Raw genomic sequence first — 19,924 nt, forward strand, 5'->3', positions numbered from 1 at the left:
GCGGTGCTCAGCCGCCGGTGCGGGTGATCTGACCGGCCAGCCAGGACGCCCAGGCGGCCCGCTCCCGGTCGAGCACCTCGGGCCCGTCCTCGCCGTAGAGGGTCCAGCCGAACACCACCCAGGTGCCCTCGTGGCGGAGCGTGGTGATCTCGGCGATGCCGGGGCACGGCTCGGCCGTGCGGACGACGACCGAGTCGTCGGTCCGCTGCTCGAGCGTCCCGCTCAGCGTCGGGGCCGGGGCGGCGGTGGCGGCCGGGGCGCCCACCCGGCCCTCGCGCAGCCCGGCGGCGGTGATCACGTCCACTGCGCCGGGCGGGAGCTCGTGGCGGATCCACAGCGTCGTCACCGGGAGTCCGGCGAAGTGGGTCAGGTACAGACGCAGGTTGCGCAGCGCCCCCGACCAGCCGGCGAAGGTCCCATCGATGTCGTCGTGCCAGGCGTCACCGCCGGCAAGGAACCCCGACGAAAGGCGGACCACGCAGGTGCTCCCGGACACCGCCTCGACGAGGATCTCGGTGCTCCAGACCGGGACCTCGATGCCCGGCCCCTGCCAGTCCGGCTCCTCGTAGGCGAGCCGGTGCGGCGGCTCCCATGCGGTGATGAAGCCCTCGGAGTCGCCGAAGTCCCCGTGCCGGGTGACGTAGCGACCGCCGACCCCCGGCTCCACCTCTGCCGGGACGAACCAGGCCTCGATCCCCGGACCGGTCGCGATGAGCTCCCAGATCTGCTCGGGGGTGCCGGGCACCTCGAGCTCGGTGACGGCCCGGTAGCGGCCGTCCTCGTCGTCGATCGACGAGCGGATCTCAGACATCGGTGTGCTCCTCACGTTCCAGTGGATAGGCGCCGACGACGAGCCGGTGCGACCGGCCGCCGGGGGCCCGGTCGTCGTGGTGGCGGGCGACGACGCCGGTGACGGCGTCGGCGAGGTCACGGGCGAACGCCGCCCGCGCAGCGGGTGTCGGGAAGGTGATCTCCACGTCGAGGGCGAAGGTCTCGACCGGCCTGCCGGCGGTCCGCGAGCGCCGCAGCAGTGCGCCCACCTCGCGGACCGCGCGGCCGGCGACCGACACCAGGTATCCGGCGGACAGCCGGTCCGGTCGCCGGCCGGGCTCGGCGGCGCCGGCCGGTCCGAGCGCCTCCGGCGACACCAGGTAGCCGCGTGCGGTCGCGACCAGCAGTCGCTCGGTGATCCCGCCCCAGCGGCGCTCGCCGGCCGCAGCGACCAAGGCGTGCTCCTCCAGCCGTCGGACGTGGTAGTTCACCCGCTGCCGGGGCAGTTCCAGGATCCGCGCCAGCTCGCTCGACGAGCGCGGCTCGGCCAGCTCCGCGAGCAGCCGCGCACGGACGGGATCCAGCGCGGCGATCGCCGCACCGGATGTGGCGATGACGTCGACCGCGTCGGTGGGCACGCACCCAGGGGAGCATTGACAGATCTTTTTGTCAATGCTGCCGCCGGGAACTCCGGACGGGCGATCGGCAGGATCAGGCGTAGGCCGGGGCGCCGGGGAGCGGGGCGGTCCGCAGCACCACCCCGCGGGCGCGCAGCCGGGCAGTGACCGCCGCGGGCAGGCCGGAATCGGTCACCACGGCGTCGAACCCGGTGAGATCGGCGACCCGGAAGGTGCCCACCCGGCCGTACTTGTCGGAGCCGGCCACCAGGTAGGACCGGGCTGCCACCTCCATCACGGCCTGCTTCACCGGCACCTTGCCCTCGTGCGGCGTGGTGCTCCCCCGCTGCTCGTCCCAGGAGCTGGTCGAGATCAGTGCGACGTCGAGGTTCAGCTCGCGGACCGCACGCGCGGTCAGCTCCCCAACGGTGGACCGGTTGGCCCGGTCGACCCGGCCGCCGACGTGGTAGAGCTCCAGCCCGGGGTGCTCGCTGAGCAGCACGGCCGTGGTCAGGTCGTTGGTCACCACGGTGAGCCCGGTGTGCGACCACAGCAGCGGCGCGACCTGCCCGAGGGTGGTGCCGGCGTCGAGGTAGACGACCTGGTCGTTGCCGATGAGGCCGACCACCTCCCGGGCGATCGCGCGCTTCTCGTCCAGCCGGACCGACGCCTTCGCGCGGTACGGCGGCTCGCTGTGCAGCTGGTCGATCAGCCGGACCCCGCCCGGTACCGACGCGACCCGACCCTCGGCCTCGAGCGATGCGATGTCGCGGCGGACCGTCATGTGCGAGACCCCGAGCAGCTCGACGAGCTCGCGGACCGAGAGCACGCCCGCCCCCCGGAGCTCGACGAGCAGCCGCTCACGACGCTGGTCGGGGATCACCCGGCCACCTCCGAAACACCTCGTCGCACGATCCCGAACGGTAGCGCACGGTACCGCGTCTGTGCTCATACGTGAAAATAGTTGACTCAGATGTGAATTCCTGTGTTAGCTGTCGTCCGACCGGTGCTCGCCGACCACGCCGTGCTGTCGCCACCGGACGTCGTGAGGAGGCCCGATGAACCGTCCGGTCGTGCGCTACGCGCTCACCGGCGCGAAGGGCGGCTTCGGCCGCACCCTGCTCGCGCAGACCCGGCTCACGCCGAGGGGCGAGCCGGCGGTGCTGTGCGATCTCGACGTCGACGGCACCGTCACGATGTGCCGCGAGCTCGGCTTCCGCGCCGACGAGCTGGCCGTCTGCCGCAGCGCCGACGAGCTCGCCGCGCGTCCCCGGGGCACGGTCGCCGTGGTGCCCGACACCGGCCTGCTCTCCGGCGGCGACCACGACGTGCTCGTCGAGGCCACCGGCAGTCCCGCCGCCGGGTACCGGGCCGCCGTCGACGCCCTGGAGCACGACCGGCACGTCGTCATGGTCTCCAAGGAGGTCGAGACCGTCGCCGGGGCCGATCTCGCCCGCCGCGCCGGTGGCCGCGGGCTCGGCTACGTGCCCGGCGCCGGGGACCAGCCCGCCAACCTCGTCGAGTGGTTCGCCCGCACCCGCGAGGTCGGGCTGGAGGTGGTCGCCGTCGGCAAGTCCGGCGAGTACGACCTTGTCCTCGACCCGGCCACCGGGCGGTTGCGGCACCTCGAGCAGGAGATCACGGTCGACCACCCCGAGCAGCTGCTGAGCCGCACCGCGGCGATCGGCGACACGCTGCGCGCCCGGGCCGAGGCGGTCGCCGCGATCGGTCGCAGTGCGGCCGCCGATCTCTGCGAGATGGCCGTCGTCGCCGATGCCACCGGCCTGACCCCGGACGTCGAGACCCTGCACTACCCGGTGGCCCGGACCGCCGAGCTCGCCGACGTCTACGCGCTGGCCGAGCACGGCGGGATCGTCTCGCGGCCCGGCGTCGTGGACGTGTTCACCGTCCTGCGCCGCCCGGACGAGGCGAGCTTCGCCGGCGGTGTGTTCGTCGTCGTCCGCACGCACGACCCGGTGACCTGGCAGACGCTCGCCGGGAAGGGGCACGTGGTGAGCCGGGACGGCCGGTACGCCTGCCTGTACCTGCCCTACCACCTGATGGGCGTCGAGACCCCGCTGTCGATCCTCGACGTCGCCGCGCGCGGCGCGGCCGCCGCGCCCGCGAACCGGGGCCGGCACGTCGTGCTGGGCGGCCGCGCCCGGACGGCGCTTCCGGCGGGCCGGACGCTCGCGATGGGCGGGCACCACCACGACGTCGACGGCGTCGCCCCGGTCCTGCTCGACGTGCGCGCGGCCCCGGCCGGGGCCGCCCCGCTCTACCTCGCCGCGCACACCACGCTCGCCCGCGACGTCGCCGCAGGCGAGCCGGTCCGGATCGACGACCTCGCCGATCCCGATCCCGCACTGCTCGGGGCCTGGCACGCCGGCGCGCCGAGCTGACCTTTCCGCTCACCTTCTCACCCCCGATCGGATACATCGTCGTGTCGGACATCTACATCCTGAGCGCGTTCCTGCTCGCGCTCGTCGTCCTCGTCGTCCTCATCGCCCGCTTCAAGGTCCACCCCGTCGCCACGCTGTTCGTGGTGGTCGTCGGGCTCGGCCTGGCGCTGGGTATGGGCGGTGTGGGGACGATCGAACTGGTCACCGAGGGCTTCGGCAACACGCTGGCCAACGTGGGCCTGCTGGTGATCTTCGGCTGCGTGCTGGGCAAGATGCTGGAGCTCTCCGGTGCCGCGCAGACGATCACCGAGCGCTGCCTGCAGCTGTTCTCCGAGAACAAGGTCCCGTGGGCGGTGGCACTCGCGTCGTCGATCGTGGGCATCCCGCTGATCGCCGACTCGGTCGTGGTCATGCTGATTCCGATCGTGTCGGCGCTGGCCGCCCGCACCGGGATCTCGATGATGAAGCTCGGCCCGATCCTCTACATCGGTGCGTACGTGATGACCTCGGTCATCCCGCCGGGACCGGGCCCGCTGGCCTCGGCCGCGCTGCTCGGCGTGCCGACCGGCGAGGCGATCCTGCTCGGCCTGGCCGTCGGCATCCCCGGCATCATCACCGCGACCCTCTACCTGTCGCTGCTCAAGACGCACGTCGACCCGAAGCCCGAGTTCGTGGAGAACCTGGACCCCACGGGCGGGAGCGGGGCCGGTGGGTCCGGGAATACCGACGTCACCACCGAGGAGCGGACCGGTGTCCGCAGCCCCACGCTCCTGGCCTGCCTGACCCCGATCGTCGCACCGATCGCCCTCATCAGCTCGGCGTCGCTGCTCGGCCCGCTGATGGCCGAGGGGAGCCCGGTCCGGACGGTCCTGGAGTTCGTCGGCGAGCCCACCATGGCGCTGTTCCTTGCCTGCCTGCTGTCGCTGCCGCTGTTCGGCGGGCGCTGGAAGGAGAAGGCGATGCTGAACGACCTGTTCGAGAGCGGCTTGCGGATCGCCGCGATGCCGCTCGCGCTGACCGGCGTCGGCGGCGCTCTGGCGCTCACGATCCGCGAGACCGGGGTCGCGGAGAACATCGCCGGCGGGGTGCAGGAGATCGCCATCTCACCGATCATCATCCCGTTCCTGGTCGCCGCCGCGGTGTGCACGATCACCGGGTCGAACATCCTCGGCGTGATGACCGCCGCCGCGATCATGCAGCCGCTGATCGAGACGCTGGGCCTGTCGCCGGTCGCGGTGTACCTGGCCTGCGCCACCGGGGCGCAGATCATGAAGCACGCAAACTCGTCGGGCTGGTGGGTCACCACCTCGCTGTCCAACATGACGGTGGGCCAGGGCATCCGGTCGATCGGCGTCGCGTCGATCATCTCCGGGGTCACCGGGTTCGCCGTGCTGTACCTGTTGCTCGTGACCGGAGTCGTCTGAGTCACCCCACCACCACCCCAGGAGGAGACCGTGCCCCAGCTCGGCGCCATCGCCGACGACCTCACCGGCGCGACCGATCTCGCGATCGTCCTGACCTCGTCCGGGTTCCGCACCGCCGTCGTACCGGGTGAGGTGATGGCCGACGGCCCGCCGTCATCGGTCGACGACGCCGACGCGGTGGTCGTCGCGCTCAAGAGCCGCACCGCCCCGGTCGAGCAGGCCGTGGCGGAGTCGCTCGCGGCGCTCGACGGCCTGCGCGAGGCCGGGTGCACCCGGTTCCTGTTCAAGTACTGCTCGACGTTCGACTCGACCCCGGCCGGCAACATCGGCCCGGTCGCCGACGCCCTGCAGGACGCGCTGGGGTCCCGCTGGACCGTGGTGGCACCGGCGTTCCCGGCGAACGGCCGGACCGTCTACTCCGGACACCTGTTCGTCGGTGCCGATCCGCTCGACGAGTCCCCGATGCGCGATCACCCGCTCACCCCGATGCGTGACTCCAGCCTGGTCCGGCTGCTGGCACCCCAGGTCCGCGACGGCGCCGCGGCCGTCGGGCACGTCGGGCTCGGCCACGTCGAGGCCGGCCCGGAGGCACTGCGCCGGGCGCTGGACGAGGCCGTGGCCGCCGGGGCGCGCTACCTCGTGGCCGACGCCGTGCGCGACGCCGACCTGGTGACGCTGGTCGAGGCCACCGTCGACCTGCCGCTGCTGACCGGTGGCAGTGCGGTCGCGCAAGGGCTGTCCGGGCCGCGGGAGGTCGCCGAGGTCGCCGTCGCGGTCGGGGACGGGCCGCGCGTGGTGCTGTCGGGCAGCGCCTCGCAGGCCACCCAGTGGCAGGTCCGCGCCGGTGTCGCCGCCGGACGCGGGATCAAGCTGGATCCGGCCGCGCTGCGCGCCGACGCCGCGGCCGAGCACGCCGCGCTGGCCGACCGGGTCCTCGACGCCGGCGCTGCCGACGGCCCGGTCGTGGTCCACGCGACCGCCGAGCCCGGCGACGTCGCCGACCCGGCGGACGCACCGCTGTTCGAACAGGCGCTGGCCTCGCTGGCCCGCGAGCTGGTCGACCGGGGCGTCCGCGCGATTGCCGTCGCGGGGGGCGAGACCTCCGGTGCGGTCGTCGCCGCGCTCGGCGTGCGGAGCCTGGCCGTCGGGCCCCGGCTGGACCCGGGGGTCGCCTGGTCGCTCGCCGAGCGATCCGGGTCCGGGGAGCCGCTGGCGCTGCTGCTCAAGTCCGGCAACTTCGGCGGCGAGGACCTGTTCGTGCGGGCGTGGACCGCCGGGGCGGGCCGGTGACCGGCGACGTCCCGGCCCACCTGCTCCCCGTTGCGGAACGGCTGTGCACGGCCGGGCACCGGCTGGCCGCGCTCGGGCTCAGCCCGGGCTCGTCGGGGAACCTCTCCGAGCGCTCCGGCGACGCCGTCGTCGTGACCCCGACCGGTGTCGGCCTCGCCGACCTGCAGCCGCACCTGCTGAGCGTGACCGACGCCGACGGCACGCACGTCGCGGGCGCGCGGCCGTCCAAGGAGGTGCCGCTGCACCTGGCGATGTATCGGCGGGAGCCCGATCTCGCCGCGGTGGTGCACCTGCACTCGCCGCACGTGGTCGCCGCGTCCTGCCTGCCGCCGTTCTCGGCGGGTTCGGCGTTGCCGCCCGCGACGCCGTACCTGGTGATGCGGGTCGGGCAGGCCCCGCTCGCGCCGTACGCCGCGCCCGGCTCGCAGGCGCTGGCCGACGGGCTCACCGCGCTGCCCGGCAGGTTCACCTCGGCGCTGCTCGCCCACCACGGGTCGCTGGCCGGCGGCACCGGCCTGGACCGGGCCGTCGACGCCGCCGTCGAGCTGGAGGAGGCGGCGCGGGTGGTGGTGCTGCTCACCGGCACCCCGGCGCGCTGGCTGGACGACGACGCGGTGCGCGAGCTGACCGGGCGCTACGGAACCCACTGGGATCTGCCGGCGGGCTGAGTCCGATCAGCCCTCGACGTACTCCGTCTCGCGGTCCGAGGTACGGACCGATCCCAGGGTCTCGTCGGCCCAGCTCGCGGCCTTGCGCAGGCGCAGGCTGTTCGTCACCACCAGGAACGACGAGATCGCCATCGCCGCGCCGGCGAGCAGCGGGTTGAGCAGCCCGGCCATCGCGACCGGGATCGCGGCGGTGTTGTAGCCGAACGCCCACCACAGGTTGCCGCGGATCGTGCCCATCGTGGCCCTGGCCAGCTCGACGGTCGCCGGGAGCACCCGCAGGTCGTCGCGCACCAGCACGACGTCGGCCGCCTCCAGCGCCACGTCGGTGCCCGACCCGACGGCGATGCCCAGGTCCGCGGCGGCGAGCGCGGCGGCGTCGTTCACCCCGTCGCCGACCATCGCGACCGTCCGGCCCTGCGCCTGCAGCGCGCGGACGTGGTCGACCTTGTCGTCGGGCAGCGCCCCGGCGACGACGTCGTCGATCCCGCAGGCCCACGCGACGGCGTGCGCCGCGGCCGGCCGGTCACCGGTCAGCAGCACCGGCCGCAGGCCCATCGCGACCAGCTCGGCGACGGCGACCGGCGCGGACTCCTTCACCGGATCGGCCAACGCGATCACCCCGGCCAGCTCGTCGCGCACCTGCACGGCGACCACGGTGTGCCCGGACGCCTCCCAGCCGGCGATCCGCTCGGCCAGCGCACCGGTGTCGGCGGGCGGGCGGCCGACCGTGATCGCGACGCCGTCGACGGTGCCGCTGGCGCCGAGGCCGGGCAGCGCGACGAACTCGCCGACCTCGGGGACCGCCAGCCCGGCGTCCCGGGCGTGCCGGCGGACGGCGGCGGCGATGGCGTGCTCCGAGCCGGACTCGACGGCCGCGGCCCGGGCCAGCAGCAGATCGGCGTCCACCCCGGGGGCGGCGGCGACGTCGGTGACGGTCATCCGGCCGGTGGTCAGCGTGCCGGTCTTGTCGAGCACGACGGTGTCGGCGGCCCGGGTCGTCTCCAGCGCCCGGTAGCCCTTCACGAAGATCCCCAGCTCGGCGCCGCGGCCGGTGGCGACCATCAGCGCGGTCGGCGTGGCCAGCCCCAGCGCGCACGGGCAGGCGATGATCACGACGGCGATCGCCGGGCCGAGCGCGCCCGCCCAGCCGGCGCCCGCGAGCAGCCAGCCGCCCAGTGTCAGCACGGCCAGCACCAGCACCACCGGCACGAACACCGACGACACCCGGTCGACCAGCCGCTGGGTCGCCGACTTCTGCACCTGCGCCCGCTCGACGGCGGCGATCATCCGGGCCAGCCGGGTGTCCGCGCCGACCTGCTCGGCGACGACCACCAGGCGTCCGCCGGCCGGGATGGTGCCGCCGGTGACCGCGTCGCCCGGGCCGACCTCGGCCGGGACCGGCTCGCCGGTCATCGCGCTGGTGTCGACGGCCGCGGCACCCTCGGCGACGACGCCGTCGGCGGCGATCCGCTCACCGGGCCGGACCAGGAAGCGGTCACCGGCCCGCAGCCGGCCGACCGGGATCCGGGTCTCCGCCCCGTCGACGAGCAGGGTGACCTCGTCGGACTCCAGCGCGGCCAGCGAGCGCATCACCCGGCCGGCCGTGCGCCGGGCGCGGGCCTCGAAGTAGCGCCCGGCCAGCACGAACGTCGTGACGCCCGCCGCGACCTCCAGGTACAGCGGGCCCGACGGGTGCAGCACCGCGTCCCACCCGGTGAGCGTGGTGCGGGTGTCCAGGAACGCCATCTCGCCCAGCGACCAGGCCGACGCCGAGATCACGCCCAGCGAGACCAGCGTGTCCATCGAGGTGGTGCCGTGCCGCAGGTTCACGAACGCGGTCCGGTGGAACGGCCACGCCGCCCACACCACGACCGGCAGCGCCAGCGCGACGACCACCCACTGCCAGTACGGGAAGCGCAGCGACGGGACCAGCGACATCGCCAGCGACAGGTCGGCCAGCGGGATGAACAGCACCAGCGCGACGGCCATCCGGGTGCGCAGCCTGCGCAGCGCGGTGTCGTCCTCGGTGGCCGCGTCGCCGGTGTCGGTGACACCCGGGCGCAGCTCGGTGGCCCCGTAGCCGGCCTTGCGGACGGTACCCAGCAGCGTCTCGACGTCGGTGCCGGCCGGGTACTCGACCGTCGCCCGCTCGGTCGCCAGGTTGACGGTCGCCCGGACGCCCTCGAGCTTGCCGAGCTTGCGCTCCACCCGCCCGACGCAGGCCGCGCAGGTCATGCCGTCGATCCGCAGCTCGACCCTGCGGACGTCCACGGCGCCGTCGATGCTCACTCCTCCATGGTTCTACACGAGGTCAAACCTCGACCACCCGGGACCGCGGTACCCCGGAGCGGCGTCGAACACAACCGCCCAGTACAAACAAGGGTGTGACGACCACCCCCGAGGAGGACGGATGATGGCCGCAAAGAGGAGCGCGGGGAAGGGGAAGAACCCGCTCACCGCCAAGAACGGGCCGTCCCAGGCGACGGTGCTCGGCATCATCGTGGTGGTCGCCTTCGCCGCCCTCGTCGGGTTCGGGGTGTACTGGAACAACCAGCCGGCCGAGCTGATCGTGCCGCAGAACGCGACCGCCCAGGGCGTCCCGACAGGGAACCCCGACGCGCCGACGAAGATCGACGTCTACCTCGACTTCCAGTGTCCGGCGTGCAAGCAGTTCGAGGAGATGTCGGGATCGACACTCGACGAGCTGCGAAACAACGGTCAGGCGGAGATCATCTACCACCCGATCGCGATCCTGGACCGGGCGTCGACGGACCGGTACTCCTCCCGCTCGGCGGCCGCATCCGGCTGTGCCGCCGACGCCGGCGTGTTCCCCGAGTTCGAGAAGTTGCTCTACGCCAACCAGCCCACCGAAGGCGGCCCGGGACTGACCACCGAGCAGCTCGGGCAGCTCGGCGAGCAGGCCGGCGCCGGCCCCGAGTTCACCCAGTGCGTCGAGGACGAGCGCTACGAGACGTGGGCTCAGGGCATCACCCAGCAGGCGTTCCAGGCGGACGTTCAGAGCACCCCGACCGTGCGGGTCAACGGACAGCCGCTGGAGCAGCCGACGCCGGACGCGCTGCGCCAGGCCGCCGCGGGCTGAACCCCGCGAGCTGATCACGGACCGGGCACCGCGCACGGTCCGTGATCCCAGGCCCCGGAGCATCCCGGGCCCCCTCCGGCACCACGGGAAGGCGACACGATGGCGGACGACCGGGCCGGGGCGATCCTGGCCGGCCTCGGCGGGGCGGCGAACGTCGTCGAGATCGAGGGCTGCATCACCCGGCTGCGGACCGAGGTCCGTGATCCCGGGCTGGTCGACCGGGCGGCGCTGCAGCGGCTCGCGCACGGCGTGGTGGTCTCCGGGACGGTCGTGCAGGTCGTCGTCGGGCCGGAGGCGGACATGATCGCCGACGACATCGGGGACCTGCTGTGACCGTGCACGTCACGGCGCCGCTGGCCGGGCGGGTCGCGCCGCTGACCGCCGTGCCCGATCCGGTGTTCGCCGAGCAGATGCTCGGCTCCGGTCTCGCGATCGAGCCGCCGGGCGGGCTGGTCGAGGCCGTCGCCCCGATCTCCGGGACGCTGGCGAAGCTGCACCCGCACGCCTACGTCGTCGTCGGTGACGACGACGCGGGCGTGCTGGTGCATCTCGGCATCGACACGGTCGGCCTCGGCGCCTTCGTCGTACACGCCGAGGAGGGCGCCCGGGTCACCGCCGGCCGGCCGGTCGTCACGATGGACGCGGGCGAGGTGCGCGCTCGCGGCCTGTCCGCGATCTGCCCGGTGGTGCTGATGGACTCCGCACCGGACGGCACCCACGCCCACGCGACCGGCGAGGTCCGGCCGGGCGATCCGCTCTTCAGCTGGGACGCCTGAGTCCGCCTCACTCGCCGAGCTGCAGCTCAGCGGGCCGGTGGGTGCCCCGCGACCCCGCTGACGTGCATCTCGGCGACGTGCCCGCGCCGTGTCGGTGCCCGCGCCGTCTCATCTGCGCAGCGGGCAGTCGAGGCACAGACCGTCGGGTTCGAGCGGGCGCCGTTCCCCCTGGCGCTCCTCCCAGGCGGCCCGGCGCTGCTCTGCCACCCGCTTCCACTCGCGGCGCTGTCCCTCGGTGTCCAGTGACGTGCCGATGAGCAGGGCGAACCAGAACATCAGGAGGATGCCGCCGCCGGCGACGAGATAGGTCGTCATCGGGGCCACCCCCGCTCGCGGATGGCCGGACCGTGCTTCCGGGAACTGACTGTGGTGCCGTCATGGTCGTGCATGGCGCACCCCCTTCAGCGGCTGTTGCCGCTGCTCAGGATCAGGAGGACAGTATGCGTGCGAACAACCGCCTGCACCAGACCCGATGCAATTTCCGACCCATGCAATTGCACGGGAACAGCCGGTAACATGATCGCAGGCCCGGGCGTGGAGGAGTGGACATGACCGTCACACACGGCCCCGTCGTCATCCGGCGGCGCCTCGGTCACGTCCTCAAGCGGCTGCGCAGTGACCGGAACCTGCAGCTCGCCGAGGTGGCGAAGCGGCTGGAGATCTCGCCGTCGAAGCTCAGCCGGATCGAGACGGGTGCGGTCGAGCCGAAGTTCCGGGACGTGCGGGACCTGCTGGACATCTACGAGGCCCCCGTCGAGCAGCGGGACCGGGTGCTGGACTGGGCGACGGAGGCGAAGTCGCCGGGGTGGTGGCAGCCGCTCAGCGCGGTGGTCGCCGGAGCAGATCTGGATCTGCTGCTCTCTCTGGAAACCGAGGCGCGTGCGAAGCGCACCTTCTCGATCCCAGTCGCGGGCCTGCTGCAGACTGAGGCGTACGCGCGAGACCTGCTCGCCGTGACGCAGCCGAACCTACCGGGTAGCGAGATCGAACGACTGGTGGAGATCAAGATGCGCCGCCAGGACGTGATCGAACCGGGCCGGGCCGACGCGCCGCCGCTCGACGTCCATCTCGTACTCGACGAGCTCGCACTGCACCGCGTGACCGACCCGGAGGTCGCGCGTGGACAGATCCACGCGCTCCTGGACCGCGCGACTCAGCCGAACGTAACGGTGCAACTGCTCCCGTTCACGGCCGGATGGACCCGCGCGACCAGCACGTTCTCGATCTTCGACCCGCGCGATCCCGATAACGACTGGCCCGTGGTGAACGTCGAGAGCACGGAGAACGACCTGTACTACGACGCCGAACAGACCGTCGCGAGCTATGAGGCCGTCTGGCAGAACGTGCTCGCGAACGCCCTCACCCCGGAGGCCACCCGAGCGGCGCTGCTGAACCGTCTCGCGAACTGAGAGCCGGTCAGCCGCGCAGGCGATCTACGTCGAACTCGCCGTTGCGCACGCCGGCGACGAAAGCCGCCCACTCGGTGTCGCTGAAGCTCACCTCGGCCCCGCTCACCGTCGAGCGGACGACCACGCCACCTTCGGGCGCCGCGACCGCGACGCATTCGCCGCCGTAGCAGAAGGAACTCGTGACGAACCGGTTCTCGGACAACGACGACCTCGATCTCGCTGGGCCTACGGGGAGCCACGCCTGCCCGGGGCTCCGGTCCACACCGGACTCCAGACGGCGACGCCGCAGGGTGGTGTGCTCCGGAACACCGGTGGCGGCACGGTAGTGCACCCCCATCGCCGGGTCGCAGCCCACCCCCCGCACACCCCTTCGCTGCGCTGCACACCCCCCGCAGCGGGTGTGCAGCGAGGTCAAGGGGTGTGCACTACGGGCGCGGGAGATCGAACTCGCCGGCCCGCACACCGGCGAGGAACGCCTCCCACTCGGGCGCGGAGAAGTGCAGCGCGCGATCGGGATCCGAGCTCACCGCGACCTCGACACCCTCCCGGGTGACGGACACCGCGACACACTCACCGCCGAGACAGAACGAGCTGGTGCGGAATCGGCCGGGAAGAGCCATGCGCCCCACCTTCGTGTCACGGTGTCACCGAAACACTGACGGTACGTGTTCCCGCCGCCCACGACGAGTCACCCGTCGATCGCCACCTCGCTCGGTGTCGCGGCGGCCCGGTTCTCCGCCCGCCGGATCAGCACGATCCCGCCGAGGATCAGCACCCCGCCGAGCAGCTGCATCAGCGTCGGCTGCTGGGCCACCAGCAACCAGGCCGCGAGCACCCCGAACAGCACCTCGGACAATCCGACGAACGACGCGACCCGGGTGTCCAGGCGCCGGATCGCGAGGATGCCGGTGACGTACGGCAGTGCGGTCGCGAGCACGACCAGCATCCCGAGCAGCAGCAGCCAGTCGAGCTCGGCGCCGCCGAGGGTCCCGACCGGGGCGCCGGTCTCCCACGGGGTGATCCCGAGCAGCCCGGTGACGGTCAGCGAGACCGCGCCGACGACCATCCCGCCGGAGATCATCAGCAGCGGCGGGACCTGGCCCTCGCGGTTCCCGCCGGGCAGCGCGAAGTAGACGCAGACGCAGACCGCGGAGGCGAGTCCCCAGAGGATCCCGACCAGCTCGACGCGCTGCGGCCCGAACGGGTCCACGACGAACACCAGACCGGCGAGCGCGACGAGACACCCGGCGAGGGTGATCGCCGACGGGGTGCGCCGGCTGGTGATCCAGGTCCAGCCGACCAGCAGCACCGGGGCGAGGAACTCCAGCAGCAACGCCACCCCGACCGAGAGGTACTGCAGCGCGTGGAAGAAGCACAGCTGCACCCCGGCCACCGCGAACAGACCGAAGATCACGATCTTGCGGCTGGCCGCCCGGTCCGGCCGGTGCCTGCGGGCCAGCACCACCGCGACCGGCAGGAGCAGCAGCGCGGCGCCGGCGATCCGCATCAGGGTGGTGAGGCCGGGCGACCAGCCGGCGTCGAGGAAGGCGGCCCCGAGCGGGCCGGAGAAACCGTATGCGGCCGCCGAGACCAGCGCCCACGCGAGTCCGCGGACCAGGTGGTCCCGTGTCACGACCGAAGTACTCATAGACTCCTGACACTAGGAACCGAAGATGTCAGGGGTCAACATGGAATTCGCCCATGACACCCAGGTCGTGCTCGCGGCGGCCGCGTCGCTGGTGAACACCGGGCTGACCGACCCGGACGTCCTGGGCGACGCGACGCTGTTCGAGACCTGGATGGACGGCCAGCCGTACACCGGCGACCGCGCCCGCACCGACGACGAGCGGGCCGCCGTCCGGGCGCTCCGGGACCGGCTGGTCGCGCTCTGGCCCCCCGCCGCGCACACCGGCCCGGACTCGGGCACCCCCGCCGGTCCGGTAACGGGCACAGCGGGAACGGTCACAGCGGGAACAGGCACAGCCGCCCCCGACCGCGACCGCACGGTCGAGCTGGTCAACGCGATCCTCGCCGAGACCGACGCGCGCCCCCGGCTGGCCCGGCACGACGGCTGGGACTGGCACCTGCACGTCACCCCGCGCGACGCCCCGCTGGCCGACCGGATGGGCGCCGAGATCGCGATGTCGGTGGTCGAGCTGGTGCGTGGCGACGACCTGTCCCGGCTGCGCCGGTGCGCCGGCGAGGACTGCGACGCCGTGCTGGTCGATCTGTCCCGGAACCGCTCGAAGCGGTTCTGCGACACCGGCAACTGCGCGAACCGGGCGCACGTGGCCGCCTACCGGGCCCGGCGGGCGGGCCGCGGCTGAGCGGTCACACCCGGGCCAGGTGCCGTTCGAGCAGCGCGTTCACCTCGTCGGGGCGCTCGTAGTTCAGCAGGTGCGCCGCGTCGGCGATCTCGGCGTACTCGGCGCCGGGGACGGCGTCGGCGATCTCGCGCAGCGTCGCCGGCGGCGTCGCCGGGTCGTCGGCGCCGGCCACCACCAGCGCCGGGACCGACACCGAGCCCAGCTCGGCGCGGATGTCGAAGGCGCCGACCGCCGCGCAGCAGGCCGCGTACCCGCCGGGCTTCGCGGCGCGAAGCATGTCCAGCAGCCGCTTCTCCCCCGCCGGGTCGCGGCGCGCCCAGTCCTCGACGTACCAGGTGCCCGGCCGGGACGCGACCATCGCCTCGGTGCCCTGCTCGCGCACCGTCGCCGCACGCTGCGGCCAGGCCTCCGGGTTCGGGAACCGGGCGGCCGTCGCCAGCACCGCGATGCTGCGGACCCGCTCGCCGCCGTGCACGCCCAGCCACTGCCCGATCGCGCCGCCGATCGACACGCCCACGTAGTGGAAGTCGGTGTCCCCGACGACGGCCAGCGCACCCTCGGCCAGCTCGGCGATCGTCAGGTCGTCGGTGACGTCCGGCGACCCGCCGTGCCCGGGCAGGTCGAAGCGCACGCAGCGGAACCGGTCGGACAGGGCCGCCACCTGGGCGTCGAACAGGTGCAGGTCGGTCCCCAGCGACGGTCCGAACAGGACGACCGGGGCGGACTCGGGGCCGTCGGCGACGTGATGCAGGTCCAGTGCCATGCCCCCATCGTGCCCTCCCTTCGTCCGGTCGGACGCTGCGCGGGGCGGTCCGGGTTCGTAGGGTTCCGGGCGAGGCACCGTCGCCGCAGCCGGAGGACCACCGATGGCCGAGCTCGAGACGTTCCGGATGCTGATCGGCGGCAGGCCCACCGACGCGGCGTCCGGGGCCACCTTCGAGACCCGGAACCCGTACACCGGACGCCCGTGGGCGTCGGTGCCGGACTGCGGTCCCGCCGACGTGGACGCCGCCGTCGCCGCGGCCCGCTCCGCGCTGGACGGCGAGTGGGGCGCGATGACGCCGTTCGCCAGGGCGGCCTGCCTGCGCCGGCTCGGCGACCTGGTCACCGAGCACGCGGAGGCGCTGGCCCGCACCGAGGTCGCCGACTCCGGCAAGCCCTACCGGGAGATGATCGGCCAGCTCACCGGCCTGGGCGGCTGGTACCACTACTTCGCCGGGATCGCGCCGACGATCGAGGGCCGCCAGATCCCGTCGCCGAACCCGGACTACCTGGTCTACACCCGCCGCGAGCCGATCGGCGTGGTCGCGGCGATCACCCCGTGGAACTCGCCGCTGCTGCTGATGACCTGGAGGCTGGCGCCCGCGCTGGCCGCGGGCTGCACGGTCGTCGTCAAGCCGTCCGAGCACTCCCCGGCCTCGACGCTGCGCTTCGCCGAGCTGATCGAGCAGGCCGGTTTCCCGGCGGGGACCGTGAACGTGGTGACCACGAACGACCGGGACACCGCCGCGCACCTGGCCGGCCATCCGGGCGTCGACAAGGTGGCCTGCTGGACGCCATCGGTGTCCGGCACGCCGACATGCCGCTGACCCCGGCCCAGGTGTGGCGGGCCGTGCAGGGCCGCCCGCTGCGCCCCGACCTGGCGATCCGGTGAGCCCGGTGACCAGCGGCGAGATGCTGGCCAGGGTCAGCGACCTGCGCGCGCACCGGACCCCGTTCGTGCTCGCCACCGTGGTCCGTGCCGAGCGCCCGACCAGCGCGAAGCCCGGCGACCGGGCGGTGGTGCTCGCCGACGGCACGATCGACGGTTTCGTCGGCGGTTCCTGTGCCGAGTCGACCGTCCGGTCGGAGGGTCTGCGGCTGCTGCGGGCCGGCGAGTCCGGGCTGCTGCGGATCACCCCGGACGGCGACGACGGCGGCGACCCGGTCGAGGGGCTGCGCACCGTCGGCAACCCGTGCCTGTCCGGCGGGACCCTGGAGATCTTCCTGGAGTCGATCGTCCCGCCGACGATGGTCACCGTCGTCGGCGACTCGCCGGTGGCCAGGGCGCTGGCCCGGGTCGGCCGCAGCCTGGAGTTCGAGGTGACCGCCTGGCCGGCGCCGGAGCAGCCGGTCGCGCCGGACACGGCCGGGGTGGTCGTCGCCTCGCACGGCCGCGACGAGATCCCGGTGCTGCGCGCGGCGTTGGCGGCCGGCGTCCCGTACGTCGCCGTCGTCGCGAGCCGGCGCCGGGCCGACGCCGTCCGCGCCGACCTGGTCGCCGCCGGTGTCGCCGAGCCGGACGTGGCCCGGCTGCACGGGCCGGCCGGTCTGGACCTCGGGGCGCGGACCGCCCCGGAGATCGCGCTGTCGGCGGGCCTTCCTGGCCGGGACGGCGGACGGCTGAGGCCGGCCGCCCGGATCAGGCGACCTCCTCCCAGCCGAGCCGGTCGATCCAGCGCTCGCCGTGGTCGGCGGCGCCGTCGTGGCCGCGCTCCGGGGCCGGGCCGGGATCCGCGGTGCCGATCGGGCCGGGGCCCGCGGGCTCGGTGTCGGCCGGGGTTGCGGGCACGGTTCCTCCGGGGGTCGAGGTCCCGCCGTGCCCGGGGTCGAGGGCCCGGGCACGGCGGGGGTTCGGAGCCACGACCGGGGACCACGACGCCTGCCGGGGGATGTCCGGCGGCGGGGAGCAACGCCGGACGGCGGCGCCGGTGTCCGCCGCGACCCCGTGCGGGGAGCGGGTCGCGGCACCGACGGGGCAGGACGTTACGAGGTCGTACCGGGGTGGGTTCGCTTCCTGAGAGTGCACTCCGCCGAGCGGGTCCGGCGGGACGGCGGGCGGGTAGGCGTTCGGCTCGTCGGCGCACCGGTACCGGCCGGACGCCGCATCGCCGTTCACGGCCGGTGGCCCGCTCATGCCAGCACGATCCGGTCGTTCTCGACGCGGACCGGGCGGGCCGCCAGCGGCGCGCCGGCCGGGCCCTCCAGCGGGGCGCCGCCGTCGATGTCGAAGACGCTGCCGTGGCAGGGGCAGCTGATGCCGGTCGCGGTCACCTGGTCGACCAGGCAGCCGGCGTGCGGGCAGGTCGCGTCGAACGCGGCGAACGTCCCGGCCTGCGGCTGGGTGACGACGACGCCGTCCTCGGCGAACACCCGGCCGCCGCCGACCGGGATGTCGGACGCCGCGGCCAGGCCCTGCTCGGCGGCGGCCTGCGGTTCGGCGGACGGGACCGGGGCGGCCGGTTCCGGGGCGGCGCCGGTCCCGGCGGGTGCCGCGGCCCGGGGTGTGCCGTAGGTCGAGCAGCCCGCGGCGCAGCACGCCGCGGCGGCGGTGCCCACGCCGGCGAGCAGCCTGCGGCGGGTGATCGGGGACATGCGGGGCCTCCTGGTGCGGATCGGGATTCGGGGCCGGACGGGCTCAGAACACGAGGCCCTGGCCGGTGAAGAACCACAGCGCGGAGGTGAGCCACACCCCGGCGAGGACGGCGAGCAGCACGCCGCCCGCCACCGCGAGTGCCCAGCCGGGCACGCCGCGCCGGTGCAGCAGCAGCATCTTGGTGACGAACGCGCCGTAGAACACGCAGCCCAGCACCGAGTGCAGCAGCACCGACGGTGTCGCCCCGGACCAGCCGAACGCGTACAGGCACTGCGCGGCGACCGGGACGGTCACCAGCACCGCGATCCGGCCGGACCACCGGTGCACCGTCGCGACCGACGGATCGGCGTAGCCGCGGCGCAGCATCCGGCCGGTGACGCCCTGCAGGATCGCCAGCAGCAGCGCCGCGGAGCCGAGCCACGCCTTGGCGGCGGCGCCGCTGGAGAACCCGGCGAGGTTCACCGCGACCCCGGTCCCCTCGTGCTGGCGGGCCCACACGCCGAGCGCCACCGCGACCAGCGACCCGATCACGACCGGGAGGATCACGGCGCGCAGCGACGGGCCGGCCGGCCCGCGCTGCTCCACCGCGGTGTCCGTCGCTGTGTCCGTCCCTGTGTCCGTCGCGGGGGCCGCCGCTGTGTCCGTCGCGGGGGCCGCCGCGGTGGCCGGGCCGGCGGGGCGTTCGGCGAGCCCGGTCGCAGCGGGGCCGGGCTCCGGCCGGCCGGGTCCGCGGTGGCCCCCGGCGGCGCCGGTGCGCCGCCGGGAACCGGACCCGGCCGGGGACCTCTCGTGGCCGGCGTCCCGGGGCGGGCGGCCGGGCGCGACGGCTCCGGCGTCCCGCGCCGGGCGGCGCGGCGGGTCCCCGACCGGTTCCTGCTCCCCGGTCCGGCTCCGCGGGTCGGCGCGGTCGTCGGCCGGGTACCCCGGTGGTGCGCTCCGGCCGTAGGGCTCGAAGAGCTCCCCCGGGGCGTTCGCCCGCCGCCGCCCGGCGGTGCCCGCCCGGCGGTCGGCGTCGCCCGGCGGGCCGGGGGACCACCGGTCGTCGCGGGCGGGATCGGGCCGCGCGGCGCGGGGCCGCGGGCGGCGGGCCCTGCGGCGGCGCGGCGGCGGCACCGGTTCGAGCCACTCCCGCGGGGCGGGATCGACCGGGGCGGAGCCGCCGCTGTCCTCCGGGGTCCGCGGGTTCGGGACGATCGGCGCGAAGCCGAACGGATCGGTGGTCCCGTGATCGGCGTGCCGCGCGCCGCGGCCCATCAGTACCCGCCCCCGCCGTAGCCGCCGCCGGCCTCCGGGGCCGCGGGGGCGGCCGGGGCTGCGGGTGCCCCGGCCGGCGGCTCGGTGCCTGCCGGGGCGGTCGGCGCGGTGAACTCCCAGGTCCGGCCGCCGGTCGAGGCGGTGCCGGTGGCGGTGCCGTCCTGCACGGTGTACTCGACCCAGCTGCCGTCGTCGGCGGTCATCCGGGTGGGGCCGTCCTGGGCGACCGGGCCCCGCATCCACGACTCGACGCTCGCGTCGTCGCAGACGTAGGCCTTGGCCAGGCCGTCCTCGACGGTGATGTCCACGCTGACCTCGCGGTCGGCCGACCATCCCGAGTAGAGGACGGGCCCGGCCGGTGCGGCCTCGGGCAGCGGCGAGCCGAGCGCGAGCGCACCGGTGGCCTGTTCGACGGCGGCCGGTTCCGCGGGCTGCGCGGGCTGGGCAGTCAGGACGACGTTCGCGGTCGCCACCCCGGCACCGACGGCGGCCACCGCGGCCAGCGTCAGCAGCGGCCCGGTGATCCGCATG

At 74.5% G+C, this 19,924-nt stretch carries 23 protein-coding genes and 1 pseudogene; 11 read left to right on the forward strand and 13 right to left on the reverse strand.

The features are described 5' to 3' along the window. Positions 1-7: 7 nt before the first annotated feature. The 3 genes from ACVJO7_RS14825 to ACVJO7_RS14835 all read right to left on the reverse strand — a co-directional run bounded on the left by ACVJO7_RS14825 (position 8) and on the right by ACVJO7_RS14835 (position 2,271). Positions 8-811, reverse strand: a complete 804-nt coding sequence (locus ACVJO7_RS14825; protein ID WP_491673357.1) for an SRPBCC family protein — start codon at positions 809-811, stop codon at positions 8-10. Next, complete coding sequence (locus ACVJO7_RS14830; RefSeq protein WP_491673358.1) at positions 804-1,409, reverse strand: ArsR/SmtB family transcription factor; 606 nt, start codon at positions 1,407-1,409, stop codon at positions 804-806. Before ACVJO7_RS14830 ends, ACVJO7_RS14825 begins: the two co-directional genes overlap by 8 nt. A 73-nt stretch (positions 1,410-1,482) precedes the next feature. Further along, a complete protein-coding gene (locus ACVJO7_RS14835) occupies positions 1,483-2,271 on the reverse strand; it encodes a DeoR/GlpR family DNA-binding transcription regulator (protein WP_491673359.1) in 789 nt (262 codons plus the stop codon). Positions 2,272-2,446: 175 nt separating this feature from the next. Here ACVJO7_RS14835 and ACVJO7_RS14840 point away from each other — a divergent pair, with 175 nt between their 5' ends. Genes ACVJO7_RS14840 through ACVJO7_RS14855 form a run of 4 tightly spaced genes read left to right on the forward strand, consistent with a single transcriptional unit; the run spans position 2,447 to position 7,172 of the window. Continuing rightward, positions 2,447-3,790: a homoserine dehydrogenase gene (locus tag ACVJO7_RS14840; protein WP_491673360.1), complete on the forward strand. Its 1,344-nt coding sequence runs from the start codon at positions 2,447-2,449 to the stop codon at positions 3,788-3,790. Positions 3,791-3,831: 41 nt separating this feature from the next. Then, entirely contained in the window at positions 3,832-5,214 is a 1,383-nt protein-coding gene (locus ACVJO7_RS14845; protein WP_491673361.1) for a GntP family permease, read from the forward strand. Between the two features lie 30 nt (positions 5,215-5,244). Beyond that, positions 5,245-6,504, forward strand: coding sequence for a 3-oxo-tetronate kinase (gene otnK / locus ACVJO7_RS14850; RefSeq protein ID WP_491673362.1), 1,260 nt, complete (start codon positions 5,245-5,247; stop codon positions 6,502-6,504). Then, positions 6,480-7,172, forward strand: coding sequence for a class II aldolase/adducin family protein (locus ACVJO7_RS14855; protein ID WP_491673363.1), 693 nt, complete (start codon positions 6,480-6,482; stop codon positions 7,170-7,172). The genes otnK and ACVJO7_RS14855 overlap by 25 nt, the downstream gene beginning before the upstream one ends. Positions 7,173-7,178: 6 nt before the next feature. Here the strand turns inward: ACVJO7_RS14855 and ACVJO7_RS14860 are convergent, their stop codons facing one another. Next, a complete protein-coding gene (locus ACVJO7_RS14860; RefSeq protein WP_491673364.1) occupies positions 7,179-9,461 on the reverse strand; it encodes a heavy metal translocating P-type ATPase in 2,283 nt (760 codons plus the stop codon). Between the two features lie 124 nt (positions 9,462-9,585). Between ACVJO7_RS14860 and ACVJO7_RS14865 the strand changes: the two genes are divergently transcribed. The 3 genes from ACVJO7_RS14865 to ACVJO7_RS14875 all read left to right on the forward strand — a co-directional run bounded on the left by ACVJO7_RS14865 (position 9,586) and on the right by ACVJO7_RS14875 (position 11,048). Then, positions 9,586-10,272: a DsbA family protein gene (locus tag ACVJO7_RS14865; RefSeq protein ID WP_491673365.1), complete on the forward strand. Its 687-nt coding sequence runs from the start codon at positions 9,586-9,588 to the stop codon at positions 10,270-10,272. Positions 10,273-10,371: 99 nt separating this feature from the next. Next, positions 10,372-10,605 carry a PTS sugar transporter subunit IIB gene (locus ACVJO7_RS14870; protein WP_344023074.1) on the forward strand — a complete coding sequence of 78 codons (234 nt, stop codon included), beginning with the start codon at positions 10,372-10,374 and terminating at the stop codon, positions 10,603-10,605. Next, positions 10,602-11,048, forward strand: a complete 447-nt coding sequence (locus tag ACVJO7_RS14875; protein ID WP_491673366.1) for a PTS sugar transporter subunit IIA — start codon at positions 10,602-10,604, stop codon at positions 11,046-11,048. Before ACVJO7_RS14870 ends, ACVJO7_RS14875 begins: the two co-directional genes overlap by 4 nt. A 108-nt stretch (positions 11,049-11,156) precedes the next feature. Here ACVJO7_RS14875 and ACVJO7_RS14880 read toward each other — a convergent pair whose 3' ends face one another. Continuing rightward, on the reverse strand, positions 11,157-11,363 hold the full coding sequence (locus ACVJO7_RS14880; protein ID WP_344023070.1) for a hypothetical protein: 207 nt from the start codon (positions 11,361-11,363) through the stop codon (positions 11,157-11,159). Positions 11,364-11,596: 233 nt separating this feature from the next. Here ACVJO7_RS14880 and ACVJO7_RS14885 point away from each other — a divergent pair, with 233 nt between their 5' ends. Further along, the gene (locus ACVJO7_RS14885) at positions 11,597-12,457 is read left to right on the forward strand and encodes a helix-turn-helix domain-containing protein (RefSeq protein WP_491673367.1); all 861 of its coding nucleotides are present in this window, start codon (positions 11,597-11,599) and stop codon (positions 12,455-12,457) included. 7 nt (positions 12,458-12,464) lie between these two features. Here the strand turns inward: ACVJO7_RS14885 and ACVJO7_RS14890 are convergent, their stop codons facing one another. The 3 genes from ACVJO7_RS14890 to ACVJO7_RS14900 form a co-directional block, all read right to left on the reverse strand. Further along, on the reverse strand, positions 12,465-12,659 hold the full coding sequence (locus ACVJO7_RS14890) for a DUF397 domain-containing protein (protein WP_491673368.1): 195 nt from the start codon (positions 12,657-12,659) through the stop codon (positions 12,465-12,467). 223 nt (positions 12,660-12,882) lie between these two features. Then, complete coding sequence (locus ACVJO7_RS14895) at positions 12,883-13,077, reverse strand: DUF397 domain-containing protein (protein WP_491673369.1); 195 nt, start codon at positions 13,075-13,077, stop codon at positions 12,883-12,885. Between the two features lie 68 nt (positions 13,078-13,145). Then, positions 13,146-14,090: an EamA family transporter gene (locus ACVJO7_RS14900; RefSeq protein ID WP_491673370.1), complete on the reverse strand. Its 945-nt coding sequence runs from the start codon at positions 14,088-14,090 to the stop codon at positions 13,146-13,148. 55 nt (positions 14,091-14,145) lie between these two features. Here ACVJO7_RS14900 and ACVJO7_RS14905 point away from each other — a divergent pair, with 55 nt between their 5' ends. Next, on the forward strand, positions 14,146-14,784 hold the full coding sequence (locus tag ACVJO7_RS14905; protein ID WP_491673371.1) for a CGNR zinc finger domain-containing protein: 639 nt from the start codon (positions 14,146-14,148) through the stop codon (positions 14,782-14,784). Between the two features lie 4 nt (positions 14,785-14,788). Here the strand turns inward: ACVJO7_RS14905 and ACVJO7_RS14910 are convergent, their stop codons facing one another. Next, on the reverse strand, positions 14,789-15,547 hold the full coding sequence (locus ACVJO7_RS14910) for an alpha/beta fold hydrolase (RefSeq protein WP_344023058.1): 759 nt from the start codon (positions 15,545-15,547) through the stop codon (positions 14,789-14,791). Positions 15,548-15,650: 103 nt separating this feature from the next. Between ACVJO7_RS14910 and ACVJO7_RS14915 the strand changes: the two genes are divergently transcribed. Then, the gene (locus tag ACVJO7_RS14915; protein ID WP_491673372.1) at positions 15,651-16,373 is read left to right on the forward strand and encodes an aldehyde dehydrogenase family protein; all 723 of its coding nucleotides are present in this window, start codon (positions 15,651-15,653) and stop codon (positions 16,371-16,373) included. 85 nt (positions 16,374-16,458) lie between these two features. After that, positions 16,459-17,124: pseudogene (locus ACVJO7_RS14920) on the forward strand (XdhC family protein); the annotation flags it as partial. A 61-nt stretch (positions 17,125-17,185) separates the two neighbouring features. Here the strand turns inward: ACVJO7_RS14920 and ACVJO7_RS14925 are convergent. From ACVJO7_RS14925 to ACVJO7_RS14940, 4 genes are all read right to left on the reverse strand, one after another. Then, entirely contained in the window at positions 17,186-17,335 is a 150-nt protein-coding gene (locus ACVJO7_RS14925) for a hypothetical protein (protein WP_491673373.1), read from the reverse strand. A gap of 341 nt (positions 17,336-17,676) precedes the next feature. Next, on the reverse strand, positions 17,677-18,138 hold the full coding sequence (locus ACVJO7_RS14930) for a Rieske (2Fe-2S) protein (protein ID WP_491673374.1): 462 nt from the start codon (positions 18,136-18,138) through the stop codon (positions 17,677-17,679). A gap of 43 nt (positions 18,139-18,181) precedes the next feature. Further along, complete coding sequence (locus ACVJO7_RS14935; RefSeq protein WP_491673375.1) at positions 18,182-19,393, reverse strand: DUF6529 family protein; 1,212 nt, start codon at positions 19,391-19,393, stop codon at positions 18,182-18,184. After that, the gene (locus ACVJO7_RS14940) at positions 19,393-19,923 is read right to left on the reverse strand and encodes a hypothetical protein (protein WP_491673376.1); all 531 of its coding nucleotides are present in this window, start codon (positions 19,921-19,923) and stop codon (positions 19,393-19,395) included. The genes ACVJO7_RS14935 and ACVJO7_RS14940 overlap by 1 nt, the downstream gene beginning before the upstream one ends. Position 19,924: the final 1 nt, after the last annotated feature.

Source organism: Pseudonocardia sp. DxW (genome assembly GCF_058448985.1).

Bases quoted from the DNA above. Each gene is read 5' to 3' on its own strand.
- ACVJO7_RS14885 (WP_491673367.1), top strand. From the start codon at position 11,597: ATGACCGTCACACACGGCCCCGTCGTCATCCGGCGGCGCCTCGGTCAC.
- ACVJO7_RS14930 (WP_491673374.1), bottom strand. From the start codon at position 18,138: ATGTCCCCGATCACCCGCCGCAGGCTGCTCGCCGGCGTGGGCACCGCC.
- ACVJO7_RS14870 (WP_344023074.1), top strand. From the start codon at position 10,372: ATGGCGGACGACCGGGCCGGGGCGATCCTGGCCGGCCTCGGCGGGGCG.
- ACVJO7_RS14840 (WP_491673360.1), top strand. From the start codon at position 2,447: ATGAACCGTCCGGTCGTGCGCTACGCGCTCACCGGCGCGAAGGGCGGC.
- ACVJO7_RS14895 (WP_491673369.1), bottom strand. From the start codon at position 13,077: ATGGCTCTTCCCGGCCGATTCCGCACCAGCTCGTTCTGTCTCGGCGGT.
- ACVJO7_RS14910 (WP_344023058.1), bottom strand. From the start codon at position 15,547: ATGGCACTGGACCTGCATCACGTCGCCGACGGCCCCGAGTCCGCCCCG.
- ACVJO7_RS14905 (WP_491673371.1), top strand. From the start codon at position 14,146: ATGGAATTCGCCCATGACACCCAGGTCGTGCTCGCGGCGGCCGCGTCG.
- ACVJO7_RS14825 (WP_491673357.1), bottom strand. From the start codon at position 811: ATGTCTGAGATCCGCTCGTCGATCGACGACGAGGACGGCCGCTACCGG.
- ACVJO7_RS14935 (WP_491673375.1), bottom strand. From the start codon at position 19,393: ATGGGCCGCGGCGCGCGGCACGCCGATCACGGGACCACCGATCCGTTC.
- ACVJO7_RS14880 (WP_344023070.1), bottom strand. From the start codon at position 11,363: ATGACGACCTATCTCGTCGCCGGCGGCGGCATCCTCCTGATGTTCTGG.
- ACVJO7_RS14865 (WP_491673365.1), top strand. From the start codon at position 9,586: ATGGCCGCAAAGAGGAGCGCGGGGAAGGGGAAGAACCCGCTCACCGCC.
- ACVJO7_RS14940 (WP_491673376.1), bottom strand. From the start codon at position 19,923: ATGCGGATCACCGGGCCGCTGCTGACGCTGGCCGCGGTGGCCGCCGTC.
- ACVJO7_RS14915 (WP_491673372.1), top strand. From the start codon at position 15,651: ATGGCCGAGCTCGAGACGTTCCGGATGCTGATCGGCGGCAGGCCCACC.